The sequence below is a fragment of the Vibrio glycogenivorans genome (assembly GCF_051660965.1).
GTDB lineage: Bacteria > Pseudomonadota > Gammaproteobacteria > Enterobacterales > Vibrionaceae > Vibrio.
The window spans coordinates 84291-101654 of the sequence record NZ_JBPVIS010000007.1 but is presented as its reverse complement, the minus strand read 5'-3'; the positions used below and the strand labels follow the sequence as shown (position 1 = coordinate 101654).

Here is a 17364-nt window from a genome sequence, read left to right as displayed (position 1 = left end):
GGGTAGGAGACATAGCCAATCACGTCCACCAAACTCCTCGCTCCTCGTAGGGCAAAGCCCGTACCCGAACCCCGCCCCCCTAAAGCGAAGCTTTAGAGAATGAATCGACTCAAATCCTCATCCTCAACCAGCTCACCCAGCTTGGCCTTCACATAAGCTTGGTCGATGACTAGCTCGCTGCCGGCTTTGTCGGTGGCTTCGAATGAGATCTCGTCCATTAGGCGCTCCATGACGGTGTGTAGGCGACGGGCACCGATGTTTTCGGTGGTTTCATTGACCTGCCATGCCGCGTCTGCGATCTGGTTGATGCCGTCTTCGGTGAAGCTCACGTTGACGTCTTCGGTCTTCATTAGTGCTGAGTACTGCTCAGTCAGAGATGCTTTAGGCTCGGTTAGGATGCGCTTAAAGTCATCGCTGGAAAGCGCTTCGAGCTCAACGCGGATTGGCAGACGGCCTTGCAGCTCAGGGATCAGATCCGATGGCTTGGCTACCTGGAAAGCACCCGAGGTGATAAACAGGATATGGTCGGTTTTGACCATGCCGTGCTTGGTGGAGACTGTGCTGCCTTCAATCAGTGGCAACAAGTCACGCTGAACACCCTCACGCGAGACATCTGGGCCTGAGCTTTCGCCACGCTTACAGATCTTGTCAATCTCATCGATAAATACGATGCCGTTGTTCTCTACGTTGCTGATGGCGCTCTCTTTAAGCTCTTCTTGGTTGACCAGCTTGGCCGCTTCTTCTTCAGTCAGCGCCTTGAAAGCGTCCTTGATCTTAAGCTTGCGCTTTTTCTTGGTGTCGCCAGCCAGGTTTTGGAACATACCCTGGAGCTGGTTGGTCATCTCTTCCATGCCAGGAGGCGCCATGATCTCAACGCCCATTTGCGGAGCAGCAACATCAACTTCAATCTCTTTGTCATCGAGCTTGCCTTCACGCAGTTTCTTGCGGAAGATTTGACGTGTATTCGAGTTATCCTCGCTTTGCTCATTCTGACCCCATGCATCACGGGCCGGTGGCAACAGTGCATCGAGAATACGCTCTTCTGCCTGCTCTTCTGCGCGGAACTTGACCTTCTCCATCGCTTGCTGATGGGTCATCTTGATCGCCACATCTGTCAGGTCGCGAATAATGGTTTCCACCTCTTTACCCACATAACCCACCTCAGTGAACTTGGTCGCTTCCACCTTGATAAATGGCGCATTGGCCAGTTTTGCTAGGCGACGAGCGATCTCGGTTTTACCCACACCGGTTGGGCCAATCATCAAGATGTTTTTTGGCGTCACTTCAGCGCGCAAGCTCTCTTCAAGCTGCATACGGCGCCAGCGATTACGCAGGGCAATCGCCACTGAGCGCTTAGCGTTGTCTTGGCCAATAATATGGCGGTTAAGCTCATGTACAATTTCGCGAGGAGTCATTTCAGACATAACAAATCCTTAAATCAGTTAAAGGCCATTTGGCCATTTCACGACACAACTATCTTGGGGTTATTCCGCGCTTGATGGCGCAGCGCCCGCTGGCGTTTCTAGTTCTTCGATAGTGTGATGGTGGTTGGTGAACACACAGATATCACCGGCAATCTTAAGTGCTTTCTCGGCAATCTGTGTTGCGTCTAATTCGGTATTCTCCAAAAGCGCCGTTGCCGCCGCTTGCGCAAAGCTGCCGCCTGAGCCAATCGCAATCAGGTCGTTCTCTGGCTGAACGACGTCACCGTTACCCGTGATGATCAGTGATGCCGTCTCATCGGCGACCGCGAGCAGCGCCTCTAGCTTGCGCAGAGCGCGGTCGCTACGCCAGTCTTTGGCCAACTCAACCGCCGCCTTAGTCAGGTGACCTTGATGCATCTGCAGCTTACTCTCAAAGCGCTCAAACAGCGTGAATGCATCAGCAGTACCACCGGCAAACCCAGCCAGTACTTTGTTGTTATACAGACGGCGAACCTTACGTGCGTTCCCTTTCATTACAGTGTTGCCCAGTGACACTTGCCCATCACCAGCAATGACAACTTTATTATTACGGCGAACAGATACAATCGTAGTCATGATTCAAGCCTCTAATTAGAATTTCACATTGGATATGAAAGTTATATGAGGACCACGAAAGGGGAATTCAAGCCCCCTCTCTTTTTAGGGGCGAGGTGCGGGGACGGGCTGCGCCCTACGAGGAGCGAGGGGTGGGTTACGAAAATTTTGAGGAAAAATAAGAGTGTTGATTGCGCTTTAAGTTGCAAGAATGAGTCTGTATTGCGCGAATGGAAACGAAGTAAAAAAAGCAGAAGGTCAGAAACCACAGAGAGTAGGGAGAGCGAAAAAGCAACCACATTCGATACACTCCTCGCTCCCCGTAGCGCGAGCGTACTCGCACCTCGCACCCTTGCCTTTTCCCGAAGCGCCAGCGTCCTCGCCCCTGCGCCGTAAGGCGCCGCCTACGGCGCCGCTTGCTTCCAAATCGCGCAAGGCTCAATCTTCGCGCGCTCTAGACGGTGCTTATCACGCTCAGCGTCACGCTTCATCTTGTAAGGCCCCAGAACAACACGATACCAGCTGCTGCCTTCTTGATTGACAACTTTGCTCTCGATGCCCTGGAAGGCGATATCCAGCTTGCGTGAGTCAGCCTGCTGTTGAGTCTTGTAGGCGCCGCACTGCATGATGTATGGGATTTCAGACACCTTGAGCTCTTTGGCTTCCACCTTCACCTCGCGGTTTGGTAGGGACTCGACGTAATCCCATTTCTCTTCCGGTTTGGGCGGAAGTTCAGGCTTCGGCTTCGGCTTAGGTTTTGGCTTTACCACGGGCTGTGGCTTGGGTTGCACAGACGCAGGCTTGGCGGGTTCATCGGCGATATGCAGTTGATAGAGGCCATAGCTGAATGTGCCAATCAGCAGGATCGCCAACAGACCACTGCGCCAAGGTTTCTTCGGCGCAGCACCACGTTTGGTTGGGCGTCGCGTGTTTCCGCGACCACGTTTTACATAATCTTTTGCCACAGCAATATAAAAATAATCAGTGGATGACGTTATGCATGGTAAAGCAGAACGTCTGTTGAGAACAACGATTACCGGTTATGGTGATAAAAAAACACCTAACCGGTTATATTCAAAGCGTTATTGACATGAGCGACTGCGGGTTACACCAGTCTTGGTGGCGCGGCGCTATCGCGGATCACTAGCTCAGTATCCAGAAGGCGTGAGCCTGCACGAACATCATTGCCGCGCAGCACTTCCAGCATCATCAACATGGTTTGGCGGCCTATCTCGTAGCGAGGCTGAGCGACAGTGGTCAGCGGTGGATCGCAGTACATGCCAAAATCAATGTTATCGAAGCCAACCACCGAGAGATCCTGGGGCACTCTAAAGCCAAGGCGCTTCGCCTCTTGAATCGCACCAATTGCTTGGGTATCACAATGACAGAAGATCGCCGTCGGCGGTTCAGGGTTAGACAGTAAACGGCGCACACCAGCGACACCACCTTCAAAGTTAAAGTCGCAGTATTCAACGTACTCCGGCTTCATATCCAGTCCAGCTCGGCGCAGCGCTTGCTGATAGCCCTGATGACGGAACTGGCACAGGGCCGAGGTATCGGGACCAGACAGCTGGGCGATTTTCTTGTGCCCAAGCTGGGCGAGATAGTTCACCGCCTCAAAGGCTGAGGTCAGGTTATCGATGTGTACCGTGGGCAGCTCAAGCTCTGGCGCATACTCACAGGCCATGACCATTGGCGGTAAGTTCTTCTGCTCAGACTTGCTCACGTCAAAGGGCAGATCTGAGCCGAGCAGCAACATGCCGTCAGCCTGCTTAGTGAAGACCAAGTTAACAAAGGATGACTCACGCTTTTTTTGCTGACCACTGTCCCCAAGCAGAACCAAATACCCATGCTCCATCGCCGCATCCTCAATACCACGAATGATCTCTGAGAAATATGGGTCACAGATATCGGGAATGATAGCAACAATGGTTTTAGATTCATTGCGACGCAGATTACGTGCTAATGAATTGGGTGAATATCCGGCTTCCATCACCGCATCCTCGACTTTCTCACGAGTGGCGGCGGAGACTTTTTCTGGGTTCATCAGTGCGCGGGACACCGTCGCTGTCGAAACCCCAGCCAGTAAAGCAACATCCTTCATTGTCGCCATAAGGTTTGTCCTCTTGGTTTCATCTCTATTTTTCTCTGTACGATAAACTAGTGTAAGTATTAATAAATTTTATGTTACGGGACAATTAACATTTTTTGCAGGCAAGTAGTGACGACTATCACAACCCGCCAAATCTGCCCAATAACTGACCACCTAACTGAGATCTTGTGGCTCGATATCCAAGCTCCAGCGCACCTTTTTCGCCAAAGGCAGCATCGCAATCGCTGGCTTGGCGCTGGCGAGCAATCGTTGCATTTGCCCACGCGTTTGTGTTTGAAGTAGCAGTTGCCAACGATATTTTCCGGCGCGCTTAGACAGGGGGGCTGGCGTTGGACCCAGCACCACATCACCGCCACTAAACTGAGGATGCGCCTCTAGGGTATGACGAACCTGACGCAAAAACTGCTCTACAAGTGCGTTATCATTTGCTTCTGCCTTAAACAGAGTCAGGAAGCTAAACGGAGGCAACTGAGCCATCTTGCGCTCTTGCAGCGCTGTGTCAGCAAACTGATCGTAACCTTGTTTGAGTAGAGCCTGAAGCAGCGTATGTTCTGGGTGATGCGTTTGCAGGATCACCTCACCCCGCTTACTGGCACGACCTGCGCGCCCTGCCACTTGGATAAACAGCTGTGCTAGACGCTCGGAGGCGCGAAAGTCGCTGCTGTAGAGCGAGCCATCTACATCCAGCAGCGCAACCAGAGTCACGTTAGGAAAATGGTGTCCCTTGGCGAGCATCTGAGTACCAATCAATATCTGATGCTCATTGCGCCGGATTGACTCGAGCGCCTCCTCGAGGCTGCCCTTGCGCCGCGTGCTATCTCGGTCAATGCGAATCGCACTGTAATCTGGGAACAGCTGGTTAAGCTGCGCCTCAAGCTGCTCAGTCCCCACCCCAACGGTCACCAAGTGAGTACTTCCACACCCGTGACACTGGTGAATAACGGGTCTTTGTGAGCCGCAATGGTGACAACGGATCTCACTGCTGTTTTGGTGGTAGGTGTAGTAGGCCTCACAGCGCTGACATTCAGCGATCCAGCCACACTCATGACACATCAGCGCCGGGGAGAAGCCGCGCCGATTAAGAAACAGTAATACCTGATTGCCTGCATCAAGATGCTTGCGCATCTCAGCAATCAAGGGGGCAGACAGCCCGCCTTCAAGATACAACCCCTTGATATCCAGCACCTTATTGGTAGTGGGTTTGGCGTTGCCCGCACGCTGAGTGAGGTGCAGGTGGCTGTATTTGCCGCTGCGTGCATTGTGCAGGGTCTCTAGGGCCGGCGTTGCCGAGCCAAGCACTATCGGGATGCCTTGTTTGTTGGCACGCATGATTGCCACATCTCGAGCATGGTAGCGTAGGCTGTCTTGCTGCTTGTAGGAGCTGTCATGCTCCTCATCGACGATAATAATGCCGAGATCAGCAAACGGTGTGAGCAAGGCAGAGCGGGTACCAATCACGATTCCACATGCGCGATCGCGCGCCGCTAGCCAAGCATTGAGTCGCTCGGTCTCATTGAGTCCCGAGTGAACCACAGAGATCGGCACATCAAACCGCGAGGCGAATCGCTCGATCGTTTGTGGCGTAAGACCGATTTCTGGCACCAACACCAATGCCTGCTGACCGCGCTCAAGCACTGGCTTAATCAGGTTCAGGTAAACCTCGGTTTTTCCTGAGCCCGTCACGCCTTCAAGCAGGAAACAGCCGTAGCTGCCGCGGTTATTGACGCTGGCAATCGCCACCGCCTGCTCCTCATTGAGCTTGGGCTTATCCGCCGTTTTCTCGACCTCACGTCCCCACGGATGGATGGTTGGCAGTCGCGATTTGGCACTTATCCAGCCCTTTTCCTCCAGTGCTTTGACCACACTGGATGAGACGCCTTGCTCTGCAAGCGCCTCGCGTGTCATCCCACCGTGCTCTAGAAGCTGCAGCGCCAGCGCCTGTTTTTTCGCGCGGCTGAAGCCCGCCATTAGCTGAGAGCGGCCCTCTTCGCTAAGGTGCCACTCTACGATGGCCGTGACTTGAGCAGGCTTGCCCTTTTTCAGCGCAGCAGGCATGGCATTGGCAAAGGTGTCACCGAGCGGATACTGATAGTACTGACTGCACCACACCAGCAGCTGATAAAGAGAGTCCGGCCATAAAGGCTCACTATCGAGCACGGCCTTGATCGGTTTGAGCTTGTCAAACTCCGACTCGCTGGCAAAGGCGGTCACAATACCAATCAAGGTTTTCGGTCCAAAAGGCACACTGACGCGCCCGCCAATCACCGGGAAAAGGTGAGCAGGGATCTCATAGTCAAATGACCTATCCAGCGGAACTGGCAAAGATACACGGGCAATGGTTGGACGCATGGACAAATTGATAAGGTTTGCAGAGGCGACATAGTATACCCAATCTAGCCCTGATCCAATCGCTGAGCCGACTATTGAACAAAAAAGTGGCGATTATTTTGTCAAATTGGTTGATCCCAGCCGTTGGTTTCATTACTATATCGCGCCTTAGCAATATGGCTTGAATTTGTACAATGTGCATTGACAGCGGTATCGCTACTAAAACGTTTTTGTTTAATTACGTGTGGTGTCCAGCGTAGAGTTGGATGGCGACACGGCCTAATTTGAGGTTTTCCCTATGAAAGCTGGTATCCACCCAGAATACAAAGCTGTAACAGCAACTTGTTCTTGCGGCAACACTTTTGAGTTCAACTCAACTCTAGCAAAAGATTCAATCCACCTAGACGTGTGTGACAAATGTCACCCATTCTACACTGGTAAGCAACGTATCGTTGATACAGGCGGCCGTGTAGATCGCTTCAACAAGCGTTTCGGTGCTCTTTCTTCTAAGAAGTAATTATTTAGAAGCAAAGCTTGAAAAAGGACGCCCTCGGGTGTCCTTTTTTGTTGCCTGTCAGCCACGTATCAACACCTCATTCCAGCCTTACCCTACCCGCTAGAGCCCCTCTCAGCCAATTTAGTCGTACGCCGACTTGTAATTTATTCCATTATCAGTAGTTTGTACTACAGTGATTTCGTTGTGCACTGCCATTGCTCGGTTTGCATAACACTATCTATATACCCAAGTGACCTCAAGATGCAGACTTCAGAGCCAAGCAAATCTCACTGAAACTGCACCTTGAGATTACTTAGGTATACACTAATTTGTTATTTTAAAAACAAGGATTAAATGCAGACAATTATGTCCGACCATAAAAACGACTCAACGCCCCCAACAGCCGAAGAGCAACTCCGTCAGCAAGCGCTTGACTATCATGCCCAACCTACCCCTGGCAAGATTGCCGTTTCACTGACCAAGCCTGCCGACTCAGCGCAAGACCTTGCACTCGCCTACAGCCCAGGCGTTGCCGAGCCAGTACGTGAAATTGCGGCGAATGCCGACAATGTCTACAAATACACAGCAAAGGGCAATATGGTCGCGGTTATCTCTAATGGCACCGCGATTTTGGGCCTAGGTAACCTAGGTCCTATGGCGTCTAAACCAGTGATGGAAGGTAAGGCGCTGCTATTTAAACGCTTTGCTGGTCTGGATTCGATTGATATTGAGGTCAAGCACCGCACCATCGACGAGTTTGTCGATACCGTGGCCAATATCGCCGATACCTTCGGTGGCATTAACCTCGAAGATATCAAAGCACCGGATTGCTTTGAGATTGAAAAGCGTTTGATTGAGCGCTGTGACGTGCCGGTTTTCCACGATGACCAACACGGTACTGCGATTGTGACCGCAGCAGGTATGCTGAACGCTATCGAGCTGCAAGGTAAGAAGCTCGAAGAATCGACCATCGTCTGCCTTGGCGCCGGTGCTGCCGCTGTGGCGTGTATGGAGCTGCTGATCAAGTGTGGCGCGATGCGTGAAAAGATCTATATGCTCGACCGCAAAGGTGTTATCCATACTCGTCGTGATGACCTGAATGAATACAAGCAATTGTTTGCTAATAACACCGATAAACGCACCCTAGAGGATGTCATTACCGGCGCTGATTTGTTCCTTGGTGTATCTGGCCCGAACCTGCTTTCACCTGACGCGCTGAAACTGATGGCGGATAAGCCAATCGTATTTGCCTGCTCAAACCCAGACCCTGAGATCAAGCCAGAGCTAGCACACCAAGTGCGCGATGACCTAATCATGGGTACCGGTCGCTCTGACTATCCAAACCAGGTCAACAACGTGCTGTGTTTCCCATTTATCTTCCGCGGAGCACTTGATGTACGCGCGAGCGAGATCAACGATGCGATGAAACTGGCAGCGGTTGAAGCGATTCGTCAGCTTGCTAAAGAGCCCGTTCCTGCCGAGGTATTGCAGGCTGCAGGTGCAGACAAGCTTGAGTTTGGCCACGACTACATCATTCCAAAACCAATGGACTCACGCCTACTACCAAGAGTTGCGCGTGCTGTTGCACAAGCTGCAGTTGAGTCTGGTGTAGCACGTATTGAGATGCCAGAGAATTACATGCAAAGCTAAACCAGCCAAAAATCTCACAAAAACCAGTAATTTAGTAACAAATTACTGGTTTTTTTTATTCTATTTCTGTGCGTTTTGTTCCAAAATAGTCACCGCACTAAAAGTACGGAATACGGTAGTGCAATAACAAAAAAATATATAAATCGAATCAATCAGGAATATAGAGACAGATGGAAAAGTTCACTAAACTAGCAGTGTCAGTCGCGCTAGCTCTACCTATGATGGCCAATGCCACGGTAGACACGCGCTCTTTCGCCATGGGCGGCACCGGTGTGGCCTCTGCCACTTACCTCACCAGTAGTATTCATAACCCGGCCCTTGCCTCTCAATACGGTGATAGCGATAACTTCGGCATGATCATCCCCACTCTAAGTGCAAGCGCACACGATAGTAGTGATATGGTGGATACCATTGAGCGTTTTGATGATGCGTATGATGCTTGGGAGAAAGCCATTGATGGTGATATCACTGCTTCACCAGAAGAGTGGCAAAATATTTTGCGCGAACTTGACGGTGAGACTCTCGCTGTCGAGGCGAGCACAGGCATTATCATCGCAATTCCAAACAAATACCTCAGTACCAACTTCTTTGCCTTGGTTAACGCCAATGTGCTAGGTCGTGTTGACCTTGATGAAGGTGATTTCAACGTTGACCCAGACAACCCGCAAGACCACGAACTACTTTCTACCGCTAATGCCTTTGGTGGTGGTACTGTGGATGTCGGTCTCACCTTTGCTCGTGAGCTATCTCTGTTCGACAAGCCTTTCCATTTGGGCGTGTCACCAAAAGCACAAACCATGTTTGCTGTTCACTACCAAGAAAATGTTGATGAAGTCGAAGACGATGATTTCGACTTTGACGACGCAAACTCTGAGACACGCTTTAACCTAGATATTGGTATGGCGTATGAGCTAAGTGATCGCTGGAATCTAGGTTTTAGTGCGCGTAACTTGATTGCTCGTGAGCTTGAAACCAATGGCAACAGTGGTATGCCTGATACCTTCGTACTTAACCCAGAGTACGTTATCGGTACATCATACGACCGCGGTTGGTTTGTCATTGCAGCAGACGTTGATTTGACTGAGAAAGAGTACTTCAAAGGCTTTGACTACAGCACTCAGTTCGCTCGCGTTGGCGCTGAGCTGAACGCTTGGGGCTGGGCACAGGTGCGTGCCGGTTACGCACACTCGATGACCGAGCATGCGGAAGACGTGGTCACTGCCGGTATCGGTCTAAAACCATTTGGTGTGTTTGGTCTTGATATCTCAGGCTCTTACGGCGCAGACCAAAACTACGGCGCATCAGCTCAGTTGATCTTCAACTTCTAACCCTCTGTGTATCGAAGCTGATTACCCTAAAAGGCTCCGCTCGGAGCCTTTTTATTTATTTCACACACATCACATTCAATAGCGACTGGCCAGAAAGCGGATTGGCCCGCCCTGTGGTAAACAGCCCGGTTCGCTCCTCGCCCCAATAGGGTAAATGCACTGGCCACTCGCCGCGGTCTAACACCCGAGAGTCGATCAGTTGTTGCCACTCTCCCACACTCGGCAGGCGCATATTAAGCTGCTGACAAATCTGATTTGCACGCGTGTAGCTCAGGCGCGTCCATGGCTTACCATACTCCATATAGAAAGCGTCACTGCCAAAGCTGAGATCGGGCATATTGTAGCTCACGCCATTGACCACGCTGCTGAGCCGCATGGCTGCATGCGATGCTGGGGCTGGGGACTTGGCGATCATGGGCGGGACTTCTAATTTGATTTTGGGCTTGTCAGTCGCCACGGTATTCACCACAGTATCGCTCACCGCGCCCATCTCGCCATCAGGCTTATACACGGCGCGCACAAATGCCTCGCGATAGCCTTTGATGCGTTTAACCTCACGCAGATCGATATTGGCTTCTAAAAGCGATGCATAAGGCCCTATCAAGCAGCGACTGCCCCGCTCCTCTGGTCTTGCCCAGACATCGGCTTGAATCACCTCATACAGCGGTTTAGCTTGCTCTAGGGTCAATGGCTTAGCGAAGATCCCGCACTGAATCCAGAACATGGAGACCGGTTGGTTGGGCTGCTGTTGCCCCCACAGACCCGCGCCAATGGGACAGGTTGCCTCCAACACCGCAAGCTCAGTGCTTGATGCCTGGGTGGCATCACACAGAAAAGTCTCTGCGGCTTGAGCCGGCTGATTCACGCCCACCACAGCGATGAGCGATACCATTACCTTGCCACCTAAAGAGCCTATATCCATATATCGGTTTCCTTATTGCGCCGCTGTTGACGTCCGATAAGCAAAAAAAGAGCCGCATCAATGCGGCTCGTTAATTGGCTGATTTCCAGAGCCTTAACTCCAGTTTATACGGCTTTTATCCTAGCTGTCCGTAAAAATGATCACCCTTTGTAGATTTTCGGGTTAAACACATCACGCAGCCAGTCGCCAAGAAGGTTGATCACCAACACCAGCGTCACTAGCACCAAGCCTGGGAAGGCGGTGATCCACCAAGCGCCAGAGAAGATATAGCGGAAACCGATGCTGATCAGCGCGCCAAGTGACGGTTGATCAACTGGCAGACCCAGACCGAGGAACGACAGCGCCGCTTCTGACATGATGGCGTTAGCAATCTGGACAGTAGAGATAACCAAGATTGGCGATAGACAGTTTGGCAGAATATGACGGAACATGATGCGTGGTGCTCTAAAGCCCATCACGCGAGCCGCTTCAACATACTCTTTCTTCTTCTCTGCCAGAACTGAGGCGCGAATGGTACGTGCGTACTGCGGCCACTCCGCGATACCGATGATCACCACCAGCATCACCACCGCGTATTGGCTGTAGAACTGACTGCCAAAGCTGGCTTTAAAGATCGCCGAGACAATGATCGCCACCATCATAGTGGAGAACGACAGCTGAATATCGGCAAAGCGCATCAGGAAGTTATCGATGCGACCACCAAAGTAGCCCGCTGACAGGCCAATAATCACGCCCAAAAATAGCTGTAGGCCCACGGCAAGAAAACCGATCGTCAGTGACAGTCTTGAGCCATAAAGGATGGTTGAGAAGATATCTCGCCCTTGGCCATCGGTGCCAAGAATGAACTCTGGGTCGCCCCCATCGAGCCACATTGGTGGCATCTCAGAGTTCATGATATTGATGGTGGCCAGATCATACGGGTCAGCCGTGGCAATCCAAGGCGCAAGCAGGGCGGCAACCAAGAACATCAAGAACACCGCAAAGCTGGTCATCGCGACCTTGTCGCGCACAAAGTAATACAGAAAGTCTGACTGCTTAAATCGCTCCCAACGAGATGGAGCAGATAGTGATTGTTCCATGATTATGCTCCTTTACCGGTAATATCGACAGTTGGGTTGATGATGCCGTACATCAGGTCAACGATGGTGTTGGTCACCACAAAAATCAGGCCAACAAAGATCACGTAGGCGGTGATTAGCGGTGTATCGACGCGGTTGATCGCCTCGAGGAACAACGACCCGGTGCCCGGCCACTGGAACACAGTTTCGGTCAGGATGGTGTAGGCCACCATGGTGCCGATCTGTACGCCACCAACGGTCAGCACTGGCAGCATGGTGTTTTTCAGTGCGTGTTGGTAGTAGATCTTGTTCAGTGCTAGGCCTTTGGCCTTACCAAACTTGATGTACTCTGAGCTCAATACCTCGAGCATCTCTGAGCGCACCAGACGGATAAACAGCGGTAGCATAATTGAGGCCAAAGCAATACTAGGCAGCACGAGGTGGCGCAAGCCATCGAGGTTAAAGAAGCCCGAGTCCCAGCCCAATGGGCTAGTGGTTTGCCCGCGGCCGTAAGATGGCAGCCAGCCGAGTTCAATCGAGAACACATACATCAGCATAATCGCGGTCAAAAACACCGGGATAGAGATACCGATACTACTGCCGGCCATAATCACCTTAGTAAAAAAGCTCTTGGGATTAATCGCGGAATAGACCCCGAGCGGGATCGACAGCGCAACGATGATTAGTGTCGCACCAAATACGAGCTCGAGCGTCGCAACCAGCTTATCGAGGATCACATCCACCGCTGGTCGCTTGAAGAAATAGGAAGTACCTAAATCACCTTGTAGGGCGCTGCCTACAAAGCGTGAATACTTGGTTATGAAGGGATCATTCAGGCCGAGCTCATCACGCATCGCTTGGCGCTCGGCTTCAGAAACCGATTGTCCAACCAACTCGCGCAACGGGTCGCCAAGATTATCTTGAATGGCAAACGCCACCAAACTGATCACAAACATCACTATCAGTGCCTGATACAGGCGCTTGACCAGAAACGAAAACATTCCCTGCCCCTTAACTATCCTTGAGTTTCAGTCAACAACTCCACTCTCCTTGCGCTGCTTTGCTACTTCGCGATGAACTTCATTTTGGTTCATTTGGCGATGAGATTCGCAATAGAAAAACGCGATGAGAGGAGTCAGTGTTCAGTCTTAAAAATGGCACCTAACCCGACTGAACAGAGCTAAGCACCAAAAAGCGTCGCTTAGCTTAGGAAGACCTCCCCCTACCTTGGGGGAGATCTCGGCTAAAGCGAACTTAAACGCCGGACTTATTTGACCACTAGGTCGCCAAAGTATGGGAAGTTCATGCCGTTGACGATTGGACCAATCTCAACGTTGCTGCGTGCTGCCCATGATGGATCTTGCCAGTGTAGAGGGATAAACGCCGCCTCGTTGTACAGGATCTCTTCAACCTTCTTCAGCATCGCGCTGCGTTTTTCTAGGTCCGTTTCCGCGTTGGCATCGTTGACTAGCTGGTCAACTTCAGCATTGCTGTAGTAACCACAGTTGTACTGACCTTTACCCGTTTCAGAGTTACGAGTCATGGTTAGGAACTCAGTGAAGTTAGCTGAATCTTCAGTATCTGGGTGCCAGCCGATCATCAGCATGTCTGCCGCACATTTATCGAATTCAGGCCAGTATTGCGCTTTTGGCAAGGTCTTCAGGTCAACCTTTACGCCAATCTTAGCCAGCATCGCCGCCGAAGCTTGAGCGATCTTGTCATCGTTCACGTAGCGGTTGTTTGGCGCTAGCATGCTCAGGGTAAAGCCGTCTTCGTAGCCCGCTTCTTTAAGCAGTGCTTTTGCCTTCGCAACGTCAAAACGTGGGGTTAGTGCCTCGTTGTAACCTGCGTAGCCAACTGGGCTTTGCTGACCCGCTGCTGTCGCTGCGCCCTTCATAATGCGGTCAACGATACCTTCGTTGTTGATCGCATAAGCAATAGCCTGACGCACGCGCGCGTCTTTCAGAGCAGGGTTGCTGTCTTGGTTCATTTGGAAGGTGATCACGCGAGTACCTGGCATCGAGTACAGGTCAACGCCCGATGCACGCTCGATACGGTTGTAATCGTTCGGTGATACCGGTGCAATCATGTCCACGCCGCCAGAAAGAAGTGCTGCAACGCGAGTTGCGTCTTCTTTGATTGGTACAAGAGTTAGCTTCTCAACGTTACCTTCTGTCTCTGTATCCCAGTAGTCAGCAAAACGTTCGAATTCAATTTGTACGCCTTGCTCGCGAGAGATGATTTGGAACGCGCCCGTGCCAGAAAGGTTAGCTGAAGCAAATGAGTTACCGTGCTTAACGATCTCCGCTTTGTCTTTGCCGTCTGCTGTCTTACCTGTGTAGAACTTGCTGTCCATTGGGAAGATGTAGGTTGCCACGTTTTCGATCAATGGGTAAGTGCCATCCGTTTTCACTTCAACAGTGAACTCGTCAACTTTAGACATTGAAAGTAGTGGCTCAAAGATACCTTTGAAGTCTGGAGAATCTTTCAGGCGGTCAAACGTCCATACCACATCGTCTGCAGTCATGTCGTTGCCAGAGTGGAACTTCACGCCCTTGCGCAGGTTGAAACGCATCGTCTCGTTATCAACACGCTCCCAAGACTCAGCCAAGCGTGGTTCAAATTCCATATCTTGAGTGAAACGAATAAGTGGATCAAACACCATGTGTGACAGCTGAAGTGTGCCGCCTGATAGCTGCTCATGTGGGTCTAGCGATACTGGATCAGCATCGTAAGCGACCTTGATTTCCGCTGCCGCAGCACCGAAGCTCAAGCCTGCGGCCATTAGCGCCACTGCAATTTTGCTCTTCATGGTTTTCATTGCATAACTCCTTATGCGGGAATCTTTTCCCTGATTATTGTGTTTGCGTTTTGTGTCTGGCTCGAATGAGCCAAGTATGTGAACACTCACCTCAAGTCAACGACCCTCGAGGTGAGGCTGTTGTACTGCTACTGTCTTGCTACGCGCTCTTGATCTCTTGTCTTAAGCCAGTAAATTCCGGCATCAGGGAGATCAGGTGCTGACTGTATTCATGCTGTGGAGCATTAAATAGCTGCTCGGTTGGCGCCACCTCAAGTAAGGTGCCCATCTGCATCACGCCGACTCGGTCACACATCTGGCGAATCACCGGCAAGTCATGGCTGATAAACAGCATGGTCAGATTGAGCTCATCTTGCAGATCTTTGAGCAGGTTCAAGATCTGCGCCTGTACTGAGACATCTAGAGCAGACGTTGGCTCATCACAGATAAGCAAGCGCGGGCGGGTCGCCAGTGCCCGAGCGATAGAGATACGCTGACGCTGACCGCCGGAGAATTCGTGCGGGTACTTGACCCCAGCCATACTGCCAAGGCCAACGTGGTCGAGAAGATCGTTGACGATAACGCGAGTTTGCGCCTCATTTTCTGTCAGTTTGTGAAAGCGAATTGGCTCGGCGATGATATCGAAGATCTTCATCCGCGGGTTCATCGAGGTGTATGGGTTCTGGAACACCATCTGCATCTGACGACGCAGTGGGCGACGCTCTTTCTCTGAGCGCAGTGCAGTCAGGTCGACGCCTTCAAAGGTCACTCGACCCGAATTTGGCTGATACAAACCAGCGATGACACGCGCGATGGTGGACTTGCCTGAGCCCGATTCACCGACTAAGCCGAAGGTCTCACCTTCTTTGACCTCAAAACTGACATTGTTTGATGCCTGAACGTATTCACGACGGCTCTCAAACAGGGAGTCTTTAGTGACAAAACGTAGGTTAACATTTTCAACGTTTAGCAGAGGGCCGGTGTATTCACGATGGTCTTGGCTTTGGCCAAGCCAGTGATTCTTCACATCCAGCGGCTCCATCTCTTGCGCTTCTTCGATGTAGCTCACCAAGGGGAAGCGCTCAAGCTTGATGTCTGAGCGCGGCACGGCTGAGATCAGGCTGTGGGTATAAGGGTGCTCTGGCGTGCCAAGCACTTGTCCGGTTGGGCCAATCTCGACCAAGTCGCCACGATACATCACCGCCACGCGATCGGTCACGTTAGACACCACGCCCATGTCGTGCGTGACTAGCATGCAGCCAACGCGTTTTTCGATACACAGCTCGCGGATCAGGTTAAGGATTTGGTCTTGGATTGAAACATCCAGTGCCGTGGTTGGCTCATCAGCGATAATCAGATCCGGCTCACCCGCGAGGGCAATCGCAATCACCACACGCTGGCGCATACCACCAGAGAACTGGTGCGGATACTGTTTCAGACGGTTTTCTGGTTGGGGAATACCCACTTGCTGCATCAATGACAGTGCGCGCTGATACGCCTCATCATCACTGACATCCATATTGGCATGAATGGTCTCTTTGAGCTGATGCTCAACGGTAAACAGTGGATTGAGTGATGTCATTGGGTCTTGGAAAATAAAGCCAATCTTCGAGCCGCGCACTTTGCGCATCTCTTCAGCAGACAGACCCGAGATCTTCTCACCATCAAGGAAGACCTCACCATCGGCGATCGTCCCTGGGGGACTGAGTAGATCGATGACGGCATTACCCACGGTGGACTTACCGGCACCCGACTCGCCAACCACACCAACGATCTCGCCACGTTCAATGGTAAACGACAACGCTTTTACCGCAGCGTGAACACCATGACGCGATGGGTACTCGATGCGAAGATTTTTAACTTCTAAAAGAGACATGTATCAGACCTCTACTGCATTAGACAGTTTTCTGCCTTGTCTGAGATTTGGCGATTGGGCAGCTTAAATAAGCTCAAACACTGGATAATCCCACCAGCACCCATTGCAGGTTCTCCTGCCTACCAAATCCATGTGAATCCATTCTCACCAGAATTATATTCTGGTCATATACAAGGAACACAATGTGGCAAATTATTCACACAAAAGCAACAAAAAAAGGATAAAAAGTCATCTTTTAGCGATTAAAGCAGATTTTATTGCATATTTATATGCAATAAACCAACTAAATATGCGTTAACATTTCCTTATCAATACAGCATATTACTCGATAAGCCCTTGTTTATTCCCGCCCCCCATCTCACTACCAAGCAAGTAACGCACCATGATAGTGCATAATTTTATCACCCAATCTTAGCCTACTAATACATAACAAATACAAAACATGTATCCGTCCAAATATCTTTATGCAGAATTAATGTTGGCCATACATTCATCAACTCAAACTAATCCCCTAGGTCTTATTTCAACTATTAGAGAGAGTGAAATAATATGCACCAACTTAGTGCAATAACTTAATTTTTACTTTGCTCAATAGTTTGCTCAATCACCCCCCCTTGATGCTGGCAGCTTATTCAGAATAATATTTTTGGATGAATTTCTCGTTATTTAGGTAAAACTGAGCATAAATGCATCAATACACTGAGAAAACATGGAGAAAATGTGCGTTATAAAAAGCTGAAACGGGAGTAGATAGGCTCTCAGATAAGTTCAAAAG

Annotated in this window: 13 protein-coding genes; 3 read left to right on the top strand and 10 right to left on the bottom strand. The window is 50.8% G+C overall.

The window, feature by feature from the left end; translation table 11 throughout:
- Positions 1–92: 92 nt before the first annotated feature.
- The 5 genes from hslU to priA all read right to left on the bottom strand — a co-directional run bounded on the left by hslU (position 93) and on the right by priA (position 6480).
- A complete protein-coding gene (gene hslU / locus ACSTTG_RS14895; protein ID WP_438459723.1) occupies positions 93–1424 on the bottom strand; it encodes an ATP-dependent protease ATPase subunit HslU in 1332 nt (443 codons plus the stop codon).
- Between the two features lie 60 nt (positions 1425–1484).
- The gene (hslV, locus tag ACSTTG_RS14890; RefSeq protein ID WP_438459722.1) at positions 1485–2039 is read right to left on the bottom strand and encodes an ATP-dependent protease subunit HslV; all 555 of its coding nucleotides are present in this window, start codon (positions 2037–2039) and stop codon (positions 1485–1487) included.
- A 383-nt stretch (positions 2040–2422) separates the two neighbouring features.
- Positions 2423–2983 carry an SPOR domain-containing protein gene (locus tag ACSTTG_RS14885; protein ID WP_438475376.1) on the bottom strand — a complete coding sequence of 187 codons (561 nt, stop codon included), beginning with the start codon at positions 2981–2983 and terminating at the stop codon, positions 2423–2425.
- A 140-nt stretch (positions 2984–3123) separates the two neighbouring features.
- Positions 3124–4191 carry a DNA-binding transcriptional regulator CytR gene (gene cytR / locus ACSTTG_RS14880; protein WP_438459917.1) on the bottom strand — a complete coding sequence of 356 codons (1068 nt, stop codon included), beginning with the start codon at positions 4189–4191 and terminating at the stop codon, positions 3124–3126.
- A 93-nt stretch (positions 4192–4284) separates the two neighbouring features.
- A complete protein-coding gene (gene priA, locus ACSTTG_RS14875; RefSeq protein ID WP_438475375.1) occupies positions 4285–6480 on the bottom strand; it encodes a primosomal protein N' in 2196 nt (731 codons plus the stop codon).
- A gap of 277 nt (positions 6481–6757) precedes the next feature.
- Here priA and rpmE point away from each other — a divergent pair, with 277 nt between their 5' ends.
- From rpmE to ACSTTG_RS14860, 3 genes are all read left to right on the top strand, one after another.
- Entirely contained in the window at positions 6758–6976 is a 219-nt protein-coding gene (gene rpmE / locus ACSTTG_RS14870; protein ID WP_375751702.1) for a 50S ribosomal protein L31, read from the top strand.
- A 345-nt stretch (positions 6977–7321) separates the two neighbouring features.
- A complete protein-coding gene (locus tag ACSTTG_RS14865; RefSeq protein WP_438459719.1) occupies positions 7322–8605 on the top strand; it encodes a malic enzyme-like NAD(P)-binding protein in 1284 nt (427 codons plus the stop codon).
- A 170-nt stretch (positions 8606–8775) separates the two neighbouring features.
- On the top strand, positions 8776–9933 hold the full coding sequence (locus ACSTTG_RS14860; RefSeq protein ID WP_438475374.1) for a conjugal transfer protein TraF: 1158 nt from the start codon (positions 8776–8778) through the stop codon (positions 9931–9933).
- Positions 9934–9988: 55 nt separating this feature from the next.
- Here the strand turns inward: ACSTTG_RS14860 and ACSTTG_RS14855 are convergent, their stop codons facing one another.
- From ACSTTG_RS14855 to ACSTTG_RS14835, 5 genes are all read right to left on the bottom strand, one after another.
- Positions 9989–10855, bottom strand: a complete 867-nt coding sequence (locus ACSTTG_RS14855; RefSeq protein ID WP_438459717.1) for an SPOR domain-containing protein — start codon at positions 10853–10855, stop codon at positions 9989–9991.
- Positions 10856–10995: 140 nt separating this feature from the next.
- Positions 10996–11934: an ABC transporter permease gene (locus ACSTTG_RS14850; RefSeq protein WP_438459716.1), complete on the bottom strand. Its 939-nt coding sequence runs from the start codon at positions 11932–11934 to the stop codon at positions 10996–10998.
- 2 nt (positions 11935–11936) lie between these two features.
- Positions 11937–12914, bottom strand: coding sequence for an ABC transporter permease (locus ACSTTG_RS14845; RefSeq protein ID WP_438459715.1), 978 nt, complete (start codon positions 12912–12914; stop codon positions 11937–11939).
- Between the two features lie 266 nt (positions 12915–13180).
- On the bottom strand, positions 13181–14734 hold the full coding sequence (locus tag ACSTTG_RS14840; RefSeq protein WP_438459714.1) for an ABC transporter substrate-binding protein: 1554 nt from the start codon (positions 14732–14734) through the stop codon (positions 13181–13183).
- Positions 14735–14873: 139 nt separating this feature from the next.
- On the bottom strand, positions 14874–16589 hold the full coding sequence (locus tag ACSTTG_RS14835) for a dipeptide ABC transporter ATP-binding protein (RefSeq protein WP_438475373.1): 1716 nt from the start codon (positions 16587–16589) through the stop codon (positions 14874–14876).
- Positions 16590–17364 lie beyond the last annotated feature (775 nt).

Bases quoted from the DNA above. Each gene is read 5' to 3' on its own strand.
- ACSTTG_RS14855 (WP_438459717.1), bottom strand. From the start codon at position 10,855: ATGGATATAGGCTCTTTAGGTGGCAAGGTAATGGTATCGCTCATCGCT.
- ACSTTG_RS14860 (WP_438475374.1), top strand. From the start codon at position 8,776: ATGGAAAAGTTCACTAAACTAGCAGTGTCAGTCGCGCTAGCTCTACCT.
- ACSTTG_RS14835 (WP_438475373.1), bottom strand. From the start codon at position 16,589: ATGTCTCTTTTAGAAGTTAAAAATCTTCGCATCGAGTACCCATCGCGT.
- ACSTTG_RS14845 (WP_438459715.1), bottom strand. From the start codon at position 12,914: ATGTTTTCGTTTCTGGTCAAGCGCCTGTATCAGGCACTGATAGTGATG.
- rpmE (WP_375751702.1), top strand. From the start codon at position 6,758: ATGAAAGCTGGTATCCACCCAGAATACAAAGCTGTAACAGCAACTTGT.
- ACSTTG_RS14850 (WP_438459716.1), bottom strand. From the start codon at position 11,934: ATGGAACAATCACTATCTGCTCCATCTCGTTGGGAGCGATTTAAGCAG.
- ACSTTG_RS14840 (WP_438459714.1), bottom strand. From the start codon at position 14,734: ATGAAAACCATGAAGAGCAAAATTGCAGTGGCGCTAATGGCCGCAGGC.
- hslU (WP_438459723.1), bottom strand. From the start codon at position 1,424: ATGTCTGAAATGACTCCTCGCGAAATTGTACATGAGCTTAACCGCCAT.
- ACSTTG_RS14865 (WP_438459719.1), top strand. From the start codon at position 7,322: ATGTCCGACCATAAAAACGACTCAACGCCCCCAACAGCCGAAGAGCAA.
- priA (WP_438475375.1), bottom strand. From the start codon at position 6,480: ATGCGTCCAACCATTGCCCGTGTATCTTTGCCAGTTCCGCTGGATAGG.
- hslV (WP_438459722.1), bottom strand. From the start codon at position 2,039: ATGACTACGATTGTATCTGTTCGCCGTAATAATAAAGTTGTCATTGCT.